12 protein-coding genes and 1 pseudogene are annotated in these 13,123 nt (G+C 61.5%); 8 read left to right on the top strand and 5 right to left on the bottom strand.

Features of this window, described 5'->3' with window-relative positions:
* The 3 genes from ACK59X_RS20165 to ACK59X_RS20155 all read right to left on the bottom strand — a co-directional run.
* Positions 1-2,165: xanthine dehydrogenase family protein molybdopterin-binding subunit (locus tag ACK59X_RS20165; protein ID WP_409960147.1), on the bottom strand; the 2,165-nt coding region annotated here is incomplete at its 3' end.
* 5 nt (positions 2,166-2,170) lie between these two features.
* Positions 2,171-3,199, bottom strand: a complete 1,029-nt coding sequence (locus tag ACK59X_RS20160) for an FAD binding domain-containing protein (protein ID WP_409960145.1) — start codon at positions 3,197-3,199, stop codon at positions 2,171-2,173.
* The gene (locus tag ACK59X_RS20155) at positions 3,196-3,672 is read right to left on the bottom strand and encodes a (2Fe-2S)-binding protein (RefSeq protein ID WP_409960143.1); all 477 of its coding nucleotides are present in this window, start codon (positions 3,670-3,672) and stop codon (positions 3,196-3,198) included. Before ACK59X_RS20155 ends, ACK59X_RS20160 begins: the two co-directional genes overlap by 4 nt.
* A gap of 177 nt (positions 3,673-3,849) precedes the next feature.
* On the opposite strand from ACK59X_RS20155, the gene ACK59X_RS20150 reads away from it, so the two are divergent.
* Positions 3,850-4,353 (top strand): ferritin-like domain-containing protein, encoded by a 504-nt coding sequence (locus ACK59X_RS20150; protein ID WP_409960141.1) that lies wholly within the window; start codon positions 3,850-3,852, stop codon positions 4,351-4,353.
* Positions 4,354-4,916: 563 nt separating this feature from the next.
* On the opposite strand, the gene ACK59X_RS20145 is transcribed toward ACK59X_RS20150, so the two are convergent.
* Positions 4,917-5,321 (bottom strand): DUF3597 domain-containing protein, encoded by a 405-nt coding sequence (locus tag ACK59X_RS20145; RefSeq protein WP_409960139.1) that lies wholly within the window; start codon positions 5,319-5,321, stop codon positions 4,917-4,919.
* Positions 5,322-5,678: 357 nt separating this feature from the next.
* On the opposite strand from ACK59X_RS20145, the gene ACK59X_RS20140 reads away from it, so the two are divergent.
* The 7 genes from ACK59X_RS20140 (at position 5,679) to ACK59X_RS20110 (ending at position 12,705) form a co-directional block, all read left to right on the top strand.
* A complete protein-coding gene (locus tag ACK59X_RS20140) occupies positions 5,679-6,278 on the top strand; it encodes an AsmA family protein (RefSeq protein ID WP_409960137.1) in 600 nt (199 codons plus the stop codon).
* Positions 6,275-7,714, top strand: coding sequence for an AsmA family protein (locus ACK59X_RS20135; protein WP_409960149.1), 1,440 nt, complete (start codon positions 6,275-6,277; stop codon positions 7,712-7,714). The genes ACK59X_RS20140 and ACK59X_RS20135 overlap by 4 nt, the downstream gene beginning before the upstream one ends.
* A gap of 249 nt (positions 7,715-7,963) precedes the next feature.
* Positions 7,964-8,188, top strand: a complete 225-nt coding sequence (locus ACK59X_RS20130) for a hypothetical protein (RefSeq protein ID WP_409960136.1) — start codon at positions 7,964-7,966, stop codon at positions 8,186-8,188.
* A gap of 5 nt (positions 8,189-8,193) precedes the next feature.
* Entirely contained in the window at positions 8,194-9,147 is a 954-nt protein-coding gene (locus ACK59X_RS20125; RefSeq protein WP_409960134.1) for a methyltransferase, read from the top strand.
* A gap of 41 nt (positions 9,148-9,188) precedes the next feature.
* Positions 9,189-10,481 carry a phosphoribosylamine--glycine ligase gene (locus tag ACK59X_RS20120; RefSeq protein WP_409960132.1) on the top strand — a complete coding sequence of 431 codons (1,293 nt, stop codon included), beginning with the start codon at positions 9,189-9,191 and terminating at the stop codon, positions 10,479-10,481.
* A gap of 82 nt (positions 10,482-10,563) precedes the next feature.
* On the top strand, positions 10,564-12,024 hold the full coding sequence (locus tag ACK59X_RS20115; RefSeq protein WP_409960130.1) for an iron-containing redox enzyme family protein: 1,461 nt from the start codon (positions 10,564-10,566) through the stop codon (positions 12,022-12,024).
* A gap of 93 nt (positions 12,025-12,117) precedes the next feature.
* Positions 12,118-12,705 carry a hypothetical protein gene (locus ACK59X_RS20110; RefSeq protein ID WP_409960128.1) on the top strand — a complete coding sequence of 196 codons (588 nt, stop codon included), beginning with the start codon at positions 12,118-12,120 and terminating at the stop codon, positions 12,703-12,705.
* A 53-nt stretch (positions 12,706-12,758) separates the two neighbouring features.
* On the opposite strand, the pseudogene ACK59X_RS20105 reads toward ACK59X_RS20110, so the two are convergent.
* Positions 12,759-13,123: pseudogene (locus ACK59X_RS20105) on the bottom strand (guanylate cyclase); the annotation flags it as partial.

Genomic DNA, 13,123 nt, shown 5'->3' with positions numbered 1-13,123 from the left:
CGGCTGACGATCCTGTCGTCCTCATCTACAAAGATCACATCGATATCATGCACATCGGCCTGCACGGGGATGTGGTACTCCGCGTAGTTGTGGTTCATGAAGCGGCCGAGGGCATTGTCCGAATGCGCCTCCTCATGCAGCGCCTGGCTGATACCCCAGACCACGCCGCCATAGATCTGACTGCGCGCTGTCTTGGCGTTGATGATGCGGCCTGCGGCGATCGCGCTCACCACGCGTGTCACGCGCACCGTGCCCAGCGCCTCGTCAACGCGCACCTCACAGAACACAGCGGAATGGGTCGCTCGTGAATACTTTCGCTGCTTGAGCATGTGCGGCAGCATCAGGTATTTCTCCTCAAGGGGTTCACCACCAGCGGCCGCCAGAATGGCGCTCAGGGGCAGTTGTGCTCCCGCCACCCCCTTGAGGCGAACAGTGCCTCGGTGGAATTCCACGTCGGCAAAGCGCGCTTTCGCGAAGGGGGACCCATCGATCTTGCGTGCGATCTTGAACAAGGTCTTGCGCAACTTCTCGCACACACCTTCCACCGCCGATCCCACCGTGGCCACGTGCGAGGAGCCGCCCTCGATGGGCGCAACCGGCAACGTCGAGTCACCCAGCTTGAACGTCACCTTCTCAAGTGGCAATCCCAGCGCGGCAGCCGCAATCTGCGCCATCACGGTATAGGTTCCCGTGCCGATGTCACTGGCGGCGCTGCTCACCTCCAGCCGGCCATCGGGGTAGAGCACGGCGCGGGCCCTTGCGAACATCTGCATGGCATCCCACACGCCTGTGGCCATGCCCCAGCCAATCAGTTCGTTGCCCTCACGCATCGACCTCGGCTGAGGCGCCCTGCGGGCCCAGCCGAAGCGTTCAGCGCCTTGGGCATAGCAGGCCTTGAGCTCCTTCGTGGAATGGGGGAGGTCGGTTGATGGGTCTAGCTCTGCATAGTTCTTCAGGCGCAACGCCAATGGATCCATGCCGAGCGCGTAGGAAAGCTCGTCCATGGCCACCTCGATGGCGTGCACGCCATGGGCAGCTCCTGGCGCCCGCATGTCAATGGGGCTGTATCGGTCCAGGTCCACGAGCTTGTATTCGAGGCGCACGTTGTCGCTCATGTACAGCTGCCCCGACCAGTTCACCACCACCTCCACGTAGTCTTCCAGGCGCGATGTCTCCGCGAGGGCCTCATGGATGATGGAGGTGAGCCTGCCATCGCGCTCGGCGCCCAGCCTGACGCGCTGCGTGGTTTCGGGCCTGTGCCCAAAGGTGAACATTTGCTGGCGGGTAAGCACCAGCCGCACGGAGCACTTTGTGTGCAACGAGGCCATCACCGCCAGGATGAGGTTGTACTGAGGCCGCAGCCCTGAGCCGAAGGCGCCGCCCACGAACGGATTTTTGACGGTGACCTTGCTTTTGCCGAGGCCGAACACGCGGGAGACCACCCAGCGGCTGTTTTGGGATCCCTGGGTTTTGTCGTACACCGTAAGGTGGCCGTCTTCGCCCCGCAACACGGTGGTAGCGTGCATTTCCATGGGGTTGTGGTGTTCCGCGCCGCTGTAATACTGCGCATCGATTTTCACCGGCGCTGAAGCGAAGGCAGCATCGGCATCGCCCTTGGGCTTCGGTGGTGGCACATAGCCTGCCTTGAAACCCTTGGGCTCGTGTGCGCGGTGCAACTGCGTCAGAAGGTTGGTATCGTGTGCTTCGGTCTCGTATTCCACCCGCACCAGCTGAGAGGCCTCGCGGGCCGCCTCGAAGGTCTCGGCCAGCACCACGGCGATAGGCTGGCCGCTGTACAGAATGGCGTCGCTGTGCAGAGGCTTGAAAGGCGAGCCGCCCGGGGCGGTCATGTCCTTGTAGAAGATGTCCATCGATCTCTTGTGAGGCCGGTTCTCGTGCGTGATGATGTCGCGCACACGCGGCGTCGTTCTCGCCCGTTCCAGGTCGAAGCGCACGATGCGGCCACGGGCGATGGTGCTATTGACCACCACCGCAAACAACATGCCGGCCACGAAGTGGTCTGCCGCATACAGCGCCTGCCCGGTGACCTTGGCGCGACCGTCGGTACGCGATATGGAATCACCAATCTGGACGTAGCCTGTCCCAGGCTCCGCCATTGGTTGCTGTGACGTGGAAGGCGAGGACGATAGGGTAGCGAGAGTCATGCGCTTTACTCCTTGTTCGCGCTGCCAGGCAGCAGGCTGGTTTGGCCTGCGAGGGCCATTTCGAGCGCACGCACCACGGCGCGCTGCGCCATCGGAATCTTGAAGGCGTTGCTGCCCAATGACCTACCTTGGGCCTGTGCCCCGGCTATCAGTGCCTCGGCGGCTTTGGCAAACACCGGGGACTCCGGGTGCTGGCCGTGCAGCAATGCTTCTGCTTCGGGTCGGCGCCAAGGCTTGTGGGCTACCCCACCCAGTGCAATGCGAGCCTGGGCTATGCGGCCGTCCACGTCGAGTTCCAGTGCAGCGGCCACCGATACAAGGGCAAAGGCATACGAAGCGCGCTCCCGGATCTTGAGGTAGGCACTGTGCGGCGCGAACGCCTGCGCAGGAGGTAGTTCGATGTGGGTGATCAACTCGCCCGGCTGCAGTGTGTTGTCGAGCTCGGGGCGGTCTCCCGGGAGGCGATGGAAGTCGGCGAAAGGGATGCTGCGGCGGCCGGCGGACGAGTCCACATGGACCACTGCTTCCAATGCTGCAAGGGCCACGCACATGTCGGAAGGATGTGTGGCAATGCAATGCGCGCTTGCGCCCAGGATGGCGTGCTGACGCGCCAAGTTGCCTATGGCTGAGCATCCGCTGCCTGGAACACGCTTGTTGCAGGGGGTGCCGGTATCGTAGAAGTAATAGCAGCGCGTACGCTGCAGCAGGTTTCCGCCATCGGTTGCCATGTTGCGGATCTGCGGAGAGGCTCCTGACAGGATGGCGGCGGCCAGCATGGGATAGCCATCTCGTACGAGAGGGTGGTAGGCCGTTGCAGCATTGCGTGCGAGTGCGCCAAGAAGCAGGCCGCCGTTCGGAGATGGCTCAATGTCCGCCAGGGGGAGGGCATTGATATCCATCAGCTGATGAGGGCGCGCCACCCCTTCCTTCATCAGATCCAGCAGATTCGTACCGCCCGCGATGTAGGCTGCATCGCGCCCGTGTGCGATGGCTGTTGCGGTATCTGCAGCGGCATCAAAGGCAAATGGGCTCATTGCTGCCCCCTTTCAGCCAGCGCTACTTCGACTACCGCATCCAAGATCTGCACATAGGCCCCGCAGCGGCACAGGTTGCCGCTCATCAGTTCCCGCACTTCCTCACGGGTTCGCGCATGCCCCTCGTTCATCAGGCCCTGGGCGGAACACAACTGTCCGGGTGTGCAATAGCCGCATTGGAAAGCGTCGCGCTCAATGAAGGCCTGTTGCAGGGGGTGCAGCTCGTTGCCTTTGGCCAAGCCTTCAACCGTGGTTACGCTGGCGCCATTTCTCATGACGGCAAGCGTGAGGCAGGAGTTGATGCGCTCGCCATTGACAAGCACCGTACAGGCGCCGCACTGGCCATGGTCGCATCCCTTTTTGACACCGGTAAGGCCCAGCTTGTCGTGCAGGAAGTCAAGCAGCGTGACTGAGGTCTCAACCTCCAGCGTGCGAGCACGGCCATTGACAGTTAGGGTAACGGAGTGGGGCATTTGCGGAACTCTTTTTGTGCAACGCGGGCCCCGATGCTGCGAGTTGGCTATTGCATTAGGTGTCAGACAAATGGCCGAGTGCAACATCTTTTGCAGACGCATCGAAACGAGGTGTTGTCTGACTAAAAGCCGTGGAGTTGAACCTGAGGATTCCGGCTTTCAACCTGGGAGCCCACCATGGCCGTCAAGACTGTCGCCGACCTATTTCTTCACGAACTCTCGGACACCTACAGCGCCGAGAAGCAGATGACCAAATCGCTGCCCAAGATGGCACGTGCCTCCGCTGACCCGCAGCTCTCCCAAGCATTTCTGGACCATTTGGAGGAAACGCAGGGGCAAGTGGCCCGCATTGATGAAGTCGTGGAGTTGCTCAACCTCAAGCTCAAGCGCATCAAATGCGCGGCCATGGAAGGATTGGTGGAAGAAGGCAAGGATCTGATTGACGAGATCGACAAGGGTCCGGTGCTTGATGTTGCACTGATCGGCGCGGCGCAAAAGGTGGAGCACTACGAGATCGCAAGCTACACGACGTTGATCACCCTGGCCACCAAACTAGGCTACACCGCCGCGGTGCCTTTGCTGCAGGCCTCGCTCGCCGAAGAGAAGGCGACCGATGAGAAGTTGGGGAAGTTGGGCCAGGCGGCTGCGATCGAAGACGCGGCCGCAGCCGGAAAAGCTTGATGGCATTGGGCCTCAAGCAGAATCCGCGGACGATCTCCCTCGGCTCATGTTTCTGAGGCTAATCATCGATGGTCCCTACCCTGACGAACGCGTCGCCCTCGGCGCGTTGGATGCAGTAAGAATCATCTGCGCTCTGGGCGGCGTCGAGCCACTGATGGCTTGGCGCGATCACGTGGCATTGGAGGCGTGGCAGAGCCGATGGAACCCTCACGATATGGTCTCTCCCGCAGAGCGCGCTGGCGCGGCTGTCTGGGGATCGGCCTTGCTGGCAACCCGTCGTGCGCTTGATCTACCTTCAGACGCTCGGCTGGCCATTGAGTTCGTTTTCACACAACCCAGCCCCCTCAGCGATCAGCATGGCCCCGACCGGTACGTCTGGCGTCGCAATTGGACTTGGGGCCTAGAGGAGTGGGCGCGCATGACCTTGACCAAGGTCCGTCAGATTTGAGTGCCCAAGCGCACAGCGCGCAACCTGTCTACCGATCCGCACCTGCAGATGGTAGGTAAGGGCACGCGCCGCACAATGCTGCGCCTGACGCCTGCTTAGCGTCAGTTAACGAGATTCAATCCCGCAATTCAGCAGGCACAGTACCGCCGTTGGCGGCGATGCGGCTCATGACTTGCCGGTGGAGCCAGATATTCCAGGCTGCAGAGCCTGGCTCATCGCTGCCCGAGTAGGTGAACTCTTGGGCCAACTCCTTGCGCGCGGCCAAGCTGCTATCCAGACCGAGAAGCTTGAGCAAATCCACAATCGAAGTTCGCCAGTTGAGACCGCTAGCCCCGGGCATGGCATCAAGGATCGGCGCAACATCGCCGAGCGGAATCGACGATGGTGCAGCAGGCGCTGGCGCGATCGGGGCACTGCTGGACGAAGGAGCGGGTGGGGTTGCCGTGGGCGGAGCGGCAGGGGTGTCAGCGGCCTTTGCCGAAGGGAAAATCTTGGAAAAAATCTTGCTGAAGAAGCTCATTTGGCACTCCTATCTAGGAATAAAAAAATATCAGGCTGCGGATTCAGCTGTCGACTACCCGCAAGGCTGACGCGGCGTTCAGCAGTTCCGCTGCCGAATCCAGGAACCGATTTTTAGAAGCATCTTGGGCCGGCCTCTGTCGGACAAAATGCATTCAATCCAGCGCAATACAACAGATGCCTTCATCGCGGTCAGTGTGCAGCCGGGCCGGCTTGACGTCCTACAACGCTCCACAAGCGACGGGATTATTATGGAGAGATGGTCCTCGTTACAAAAAATCACTGGTGGAACCGCACTGGCGGTGGCGTAGCAGGCAGACGCTCTGGCCAGCCGCGATGGCTGATAACTGCCACGGCAGTGTTCCTCGCACTGGCCGTCTTCTTGATCTTGTTCAACTGGAACTGGCTTCGGGCACCCGTGGAGCGCTACGTAAGCGAGAAGACTCAGCGCGAGTTCAGAATCTCCTCTCTGGACGTCAAGCTCGGGCTCACTCCCACAATCATTCTGGAAGGGGTGAAGTTCGCGAATGCAGACTGGTCTGCGGAGACTAAGCCTATGGCGCAGATTGGCAAGCTGTCCTTTTCTGTATCGCTCCGCGACCTCTGGAAGAAGAAGCTCCTGGTTCCGCGCGCTGCGATGTCCGACGCCCATTTCGTGTTCGAGAAGGCGAAGGATGATCGAAAAAACTGGGTCCTTAAAGAGCCTGATGAATCTCGGGAGCCCGGCAATATCCTTATAGGCAGTGTCTCCGTTGACAACGGGACGTTACGTTACGTGGACCATGGCGAGCCCTTCGAGGTGACGATCAACGTCAGCACGTTTGAGCCGGAGGTGAAGGACAAGGTGACCGACGCCGCTGCGCAGCCGGCAATCGCAAATTCACCACCCGCTACGCTTTCGCAGGCACCTACCACGAAGCGCCTTTCAAGGGGGCTGCACGCACGGGTGATGTACTGAGTTTCCAGCAAACAGATATCCCGTTTCCCATCCAGGGTTCATTGGATGCAAACACCACCCGCGTCAAAGTCGATGGCATGGTTGCCGATTTGGCCAACATCTCCGGCATCGACGTAAACCTCGCCATCGAGGGTGACACCCTTGCCAGCTTGTACCCGTTTCTGCTGCTGCCGTTGCCCGCCTCGCCACCTGACGCTTTCGATGGCCGACTCGTAAAGTCGGGCAATCGCTACGCAATCGACAACCTGAAAGTCAAGATCGGCTCCACCGACGTGCGTTGCAGCGGTGCGTACCTCGAGAAGGAGCCGCGGCCGCTTTTGACTGCCGACCTTCAGAGCAAGCTCCTGAACATTGCCGACCTGGGCCCTGTGATTGGACTGGAGACAAAGGCCACGAAGGCTTCTTCTTCCGCAACGCGTCCAAAGGCCTCAGATACTTCGACTCGCGAGCAGGCCAAGGCAAAGGAGCGCGCCACCTCGGGCAAAAAGGTGCTCCCCTCGGGTACCACCGCCGGCAAAGGCGACGGCATCCTGCCCACTGGCAAATTTGAGGGCGGGCGGCTACGTGCTGTCGATGCCGAGGTGACCTACCGGGCTGCCGACCTGAAGGCGCCCACCGCTTTGCCTGTGGAAGACATGCAGTTCAAATTCAGCCTGCACGATGCAGTTGCCAAACTGGAGCCGCGTCATTTAGGCTTTGACGGCGGCGCCAAATTAGCCAAAGTAACCCTGGACGCGCGTGACGAAAAGCTATTGCGCTCGGATGTGAAGGTTGATTTCCGCGGCTTGAAGGTGGCGAAAATCGTTCCGGACAGCCCGCGGCTTGCTAACGGCGCAGGCACCATTGGGGCGCAGATGCACCTGCGCGGTACTGGTGACTCTATTGCCGATGCTGCGGCGGGCGCCAACGGAGATCTGGCGGCCGCAGTTGCTGGCGGGCGAATTTCTAACTTGGTGGATGCTGCGGCAGGTCTGAATGGCGGAAAGATACTGGCGCTCTTGGCTGGCGGTGACAAAGAGATTGCCGTGCACTGCGGGGCGATTGCATTCGAGGTGAAGAACGGTCACGGGAACTCGCGTGTTATGGCAGTGGATACCGAACAGACGGTGGTTCAAGGGAGTGGCGCGTTCTCGCTGAAAGATGAGCGTTTCGATGTGCGCATAGAGGCCAAGCCGAAAAGCCCTGGCATTCTGTCTTTTCGCACCCCTATCCACGCTTGGGGTAGCTTTCGCGAGGCCGAGTTCGAATTGGAGAAGGTTCCGCTGCTGGCCCGAGGCGGCGCGGCGCTGGTATTGGGCACAGCCGTCAATCCGTTTGCGGCGGTGCTTGCACTGATCGAGCCTGGAACGAAAGAGCAGGCTGACTGCCAACAATCTTCTAAAGCTGTCGGAAATGCATATTCACAAGCCATAAAGGATAAAAAAAAAATGAGGTGACAAGCGCACGACTGGCATTGATGGGTATGGCAAAGATCAGAGAAGTCAGTCCAGTGGCGTTGCAGCTATCTACGCCAACGACATCAGGGGCACACCCCCTTGAGGTGGCGGACGCGTCGAAATGTCTCCCGTGCTTTCAAGTGTCCGATGCCGCGGCGCGCTGCCGTGAAGCAGTCTGGCTCTGGCAGTTTTCCTACAACGCGGGGTAAGTCGCGGGCACAAGATTGCCCGATGCACTAGGAGACTCCCATGTTCCAGCAACTTCCCCATACTGGTCACGCGGTATCGTTCATCGGCGCCGGATTGGCCATGGTCGCCTACGGCGCATCGGCGGCGGTGGGCTTGGTTGAAGAAGGAGATGCGACCCGCCAATCCAGCGATCGCGATCAGCGCCAGCCGGTGGCGACAGAGCGCGAAGACCTCGGGCGGTGCATGGGCCGGCGACTTGATGTCTACGCACACCGCGGCTGCTGAGCACCATGGGTGAGCAGGGCATCGAGCTGGTGGTTGCACTGGGCCGCCATCTGCAATCCAGCCAGTACGAATTCATCACTGTCACTCCACTGACGCACCAGCGCGTTCTGCGCAACCTTGGCAGCATGGCGGCGCGAGACCTGCGCGACGCCTTCGGCTGGAACCTTCCTTTCGACGCCGACCTGCTTCCGATGGGTCTGTTGGAGGGCCTGTGCGCCGGTGGGGTGTTGGAAGGAGTGGGCGAGGGGCGCTATCGGAGCACGCTGCGCTTCAGCACTTTGGGTCGCGACCTCTATGCCCATTCCGGCTATCCCACCACACAGGAGGATGCCGTCTTCTTCGGGCCAGACACCTACCGCTTCGCCGCGCTGGTGGCCAGCGAACTCGCGGCACGTCCAATCAAAGCCAGCAGCCGAATCCTCGACATGGGCTGCGGTGGCGGACCGGGCGGATTGGCGGCGGTGCGCGCTAGCTTTGCGCCCGTGCGAGAACTGGTGCTGGCCGACATCAACCCCGGAGCACTTGCGCTGAGCCGGGCCAATGCCCGCCTTGCGCAGTTGCACGAACGTTGCGCCATTGTTCAGTCCGACCTGTTCAGCCAGGTTTCCGGCGAGTTCGATCTCATTGTGTCCAACCCGCCCTACCTGGTTGATGCTGACCAGCGCACCTACCGCCATGGCGGGGGAGACTATGGCGAAGGGCTGTCGCAGCGCATTCTGGAGCAGTCCATTGCCCACCTCGCACCGGGTGGGCGCCTCATCCTCTATACCGGTAGTGCCGTGGTGCGGGGGAAGGATCCTTTTTCTGAATGGGCCGCCCGCACGGCAGCTAACGCCGGATGCGGCTTTGTGCGGCGCGAAATCGATCCGGACGTTTTCGGCGAAGAATTGGACCGCGATGTGTACCGTGGCGTAGACCGCATCGCTGCCATAGGCCTGGTGGTGCAAAAGGCTGGCTGATGAGGATTCTGGGCATCGGGGAATGCAATGACCTGGCCGCCATGTACGCCGGCATGCAGGCACGCGGGCACGAGGTCCGAGTGTTTGTACGCGACGAAGCCAGTCACGGCGTCTTCAGCGGAATGGTGGCACGCACCGACGATTGGCAGCAGGAGTTGGGGTGGGTCCAAGAAGCGGCGGAGCAGGGCCTCATCATCTTCGAGACGGCCGACCAGGGCGCCGTGCAAGACGACTTGCGTGCGCAGGGCTTCCAGGTGATCGGCGGCAGTGCGCTGGGCGACCGGCTGGAGGGCGACCGGGAGTACGGCCAGTCCATTCTTCGGCAGGCGGGCCTGCGCACCGCCAGCAGCCACGCGTTCAGCTCCTACCGCGACGCAGCAGACTTCGTGGCCGGCAGGCACCAGCGCTACGTCCTCAAATTCAACGGTACCCACAGCCTGCGCACCAAGAACTACATCGCACAGGCCAGCGACAGCCGAGACCTGGCGGCACTACTGCAGTTCCACGCCAACAGCGAAGCAACGCCCGAGCCGCTGGACTTCGTGCTGATGGAATACATCGAAGGCATCGAGATCGGCGTCGGCGGATATTTCAACGGCAGCGACTTCTTGGAAACCGCCTGCATTGACTTCGAGCACAAACGCTTCTTCCCTGGTGAACTGGGCGAGCTGACGGGCGAGATGGGAACGGTGGTCAGCTACGAGAGCAGCGGCGCGTTGCTCGACTTGGTGCTGCGACCGCTCGCGTGCGTTCTGCGCGACGGAGGGTACTGCGGCTACATCAACGTCAACCTGATGGCCAATGCTGATGGGCTCTGGCCGCTGGAGTTCACCAGCCGCTTCGGCTACCCGGGCTACGCCATTTGCGAGCAACTGCATCGCCAGCCGTGGGAGAGCATTTTCCTGGCCATGGCCCGCCGCTCGGCCGCCCGTTTCGATACGGCACCGGGTTTCGCGGTGGGGGTGGTGCTGACGGTGCCGCCTTTCCCCTACCGCCAGGGCTACGCAGAACTATCCAAGGGGATCCCCATCATCCTGGATCACGACCTCACGCCTGCTGACCGTGAAGCCATTGCCTTCGCCGAGGTGGAGATGCGCCATGGCGACCTGGTCACCAGCGGCACATGCGGTTATGTGGGCGTAGCCACGGGGTGTGCCGCCACTGTGGATGCGGCCCGCCTGAGAGCTCTGGAGGTGGCGAGCAAGGTCTACGTGCCGAACCTGCGCTATCGGAACGACATTGGTGCGCGCGTGTCGGACCGACAGCTAGACCTGCTGCGGCAATGGGGATACCTGGACGGGGTGCCAGCTCGCGCCAGCACCGTAGGAGGATGACGACGACCAGGAGGGCCTTGGCCCGATGGTTGTAGATGGACCGAGGGCGCAGGCTAAGGCATTCATCCTTTTCGACCCATCCATGTACCTCCATCTGCTCGACCGCCCCACTTCTGAGCCACCCGTAGCCCCGGCCCAGCCGCATGCGGTAGCTGCTTCGCCCGGGTTCGCACATGCTCCCCTGTACGAACGGCTGGCCAACCATCTGCCTAGCGAGCAGGATCGACAAGGCGCGGCCGATTTCCTGCGGCGCACCATTGACGAACTGGCAACCAGCGAGGACGGCCTGCCCGACGCTCCCGAGGGCCTGACTGCCTGGATGCAGACCAATGTCGAGAAGGTGCACACGCAGTACCAGGCTTACCTGCAGGGGCGCAAGGCTGGCGCACCACGGCGCTACTTCATGAACCGCGCGCACGCCCTCTACTTTTTGCGCAACATTGCTCCAACGAAGCTGGTCGATGGCTCGTGGCTGTACGGCCTGTGCGCGCATGCTGACAATGCGCGCCTGTCGGATCTGGTCACCACCTATGTCGAAGAGTTGGGTGACGGCCTGGCGGACAAGAATCATGTGAAGCTTTACCGCTCATTGCTGGCAAGCAACGGCCTGGACCCGCTGGAGGAGCTGCCGGACGCGCTGTACCGGCAAGGGCTGGTGCAGCTGGCCCTGGGCTGGAACGCCCAGGACTTCCTGCCCGAGATCATCGGCTTCAATCTCGGCTACGAGCAGTTGCCCCTGCATCTGCTGATCACCGCCTACGAACTCAACGAACTCGGGATCGATCCCTACTACTTCACGCTGCACGTCACGGTGGACAACGCTGATACAGGGCATGCCATGCGGGCCTGTACTGCTGCCTTGGAAAACGCGCCGCGCATCGATGACGGCGGCGAATACTGGCGGCGCGTGCGGGTCGGTGCCAAGCTGGGCGACACCGGTGTCAGCACGGTGGACGTGATCCAGGGCTTCGACATCGACAGCGAGGTCGTACGCATCCTGTCGCGCAAGGCGCCGGCAGGCCACGGCGCGCATTCGGACTATTGCAAGGTCGCTGGCCGCAGCGTCAACGATTGGCTGTCGAACCCCGACAACACCCCCGAGTTTCTGGCTGCGCTGGAGCAGGCCAATTGGATCAAGCGCAACCGGCCCGCTGCCGAGAGCCGCTTTTGGCAATTGCTGCAGGGCGAGCGGGCTGAAATGTTCGGCGTGTTCTCTCCGTATGAATTGCAGGTGATCCACGACTGGATCCGGGGCCCTGAGAGCGCAGACGGCGCCAACTTCGAATCAAATGCAAGCGAGGGCGCAAAGGTGCGCCAAATGAGCTTTCGGGTGGCAGAGCGCCTGAAAGCAGCGCGCGGTGCCCAGCGACCGACGGAGCAGGGAAGTCTCCCACTGGACACAGACCTGACGCTGTTCGAAGACCGATACCCCGCGCTCGATGCCACCGGCAAACGCAACCTGCTTGTGCAAGCCATGTCGCCCGCGCTGCACTGGACGCCCGTGGGAATGCACGCGACCCGGCTGTTTCTGGGACGCTGCTAGATAGCTTGCTTTCGATAGGTGGTCGCTTCCTACAGCTATCCACGTTCGCGAAGCGCAGGTTCTAGGTCTCCATCCAAGCTTTTGAGGGAAAGCATGACACACGCACTGTTCGCAAATCTGCTCCGAGACACTTCAGGCGGCTGGTTCGATCTGGTTTTCAGAGGCACGCTCGGGCAGTGCATCGACGAAGGTGGTCGGCTCAAGGCTGACTGGGCCCAGGTGGTAGACCTGGAGAGTGGCGAAGTGGTGTACTCCAAAAGCCGGCGGCTCGGCGGGCCGGACCTCACTGCCGTCCAGTGGTCGGAAGGCGGGGGCGTTGGGGACATGCCTGTCTCGTTCCATATGCTGCTGTCGGAGGACGAATTCTCCAAACTCTCCTTGCTTGGCGGAGAACACTGGATTCGCAGCCGGCTGGCCGGGGTGGATACCCCCGCACCGCTGCCCGTGCTGCGTTCAAGCGACGACCTGCTGGTGGCACTCGCTGCGCGGGAATTGCCGTTCCTCATCGTCGGCGAACAGGCTGGCTGGGCCGAACAACTGCGTCTGCAAGGATTGCTCGAGGCTGAGTTCACTGTGGAAGCCGACCCCGCAAGCGATTGGGCCGTGGTGCTGGCGATCACCCCAGAAGGGCGTGAAGCACTTGCAGCAGTCGGGCCGGATGGCAAGATGCCCGCGCCTTGATACAGATGCGATTGGGTGAGTCGGCGATTGCGCCGCGACAAGCCGCCTGTTCACTACAGCCGCAATGCCGCCTTATAGAGGTACTTTGGTAGCAGCTTTGCCGCTTGGCGAAAGAGCTCGAACTCGTTGTCATCGACTGGATGGGCCTCCACGTCGAAGTGGCAGAGAGTGCCCGACAGTTCGCCCGCGTTGTCTAACAAGGGCACGCCCTGGTAGGAGCCGATAGCACCTTGATATCGATGCCCGTCCAGCCTGCGATCATGCGCGGTATCAACGGTGCGAAAAACACCATCCTTCAGCACGAACTGGCAGAAGCTGTCTTCCAGCGGAACGGCCGCCAGAAACTCGGGTACCACTTCCCCCCGCTTGTCAAAAACATGCAGGTTGTGCAGCACCCCGCCGTGCAACCGGTAGACGG

The organism is Acidovorax sp. (assembly GCF_046339755.1).
Taxonomy (GTDB): domain Bacteria; phylum Pseudomonadota; class Gammaproteobacteria; order Burkholderiales; family Burkholderiaceae_C; genus Acidovorax.
Note: the sequence above shows the minus strand (reverse complement) of the source record. Positions and strands in the feature narration are given on the sequence as shown.

Bases quoted from the DNA above. Each gene is read 5' to 3' on its own strand.
- ACK59X_RS20110 (WP_409960128.1), top strand. From the start codon at position 12,118: ATGACACACGCACTGTTCGCAAATCTGCTCCGAGACACTTCAGGCGGC.
- ACK59X_RS20115 (WP_409960130.1), top strand. From the start codon at position 10,564: ATGTACCTCCATCTGCTCGACCGCCCCACTTCTGAGCCACCCGTAGCC.
- ACK59X_RS20145 (WP_409960139.1), bottom strand. From the start codon at position 5,321: ATGAGCTTCTTCAGCAAGATTTTTTCCAAGATTTTCCCTTCGGCAAAG.
- ACK59X_RS20155 (WP_409960143.1), bottom strand. From the start codon at position 3,672: ATGCCCCACTCCGTTACCCTAACTGTCAATGGCCGTGCTCGCACGCTG.
- ACK59X_RS20125 (WP_409960134.1), top strand. From the start codon at position 8,194: ATGGGTGAGCAGGGCATCGAGCTGGTGGTTGCACTGGGCCGCCATCTG.
- ACK59X_RS20150 (WP_409960141.1), top strand. From the start codon at position 3,850: ATGGCCGTCAAGACTGTCGCCGACCTATTTCTTCACGAACTCTCGGAC.
- ACK59X_RS20160 (WP_409960145.1), bottom strand. From the start codon at position 3,199: ATGAGCCCATTTGCCTTTGATGCCGCTGCAGATACCGCAACAGCCATC.
- ACK59X_RS20130 (WP_409960136.1), top strand. From the start codon at position 7,964: ATGTTCCAGCAACTTCCCCATACTGGTCACGCGGTATCGTTCATCGGC.
- ACK59X_RS20120 (WP_409960132.1), top strand. From the start codon at position 9,189: ATGTACGCCGGCATGCAGGCACGCGGGCACGAGGTCCGAGTGTTTGTA.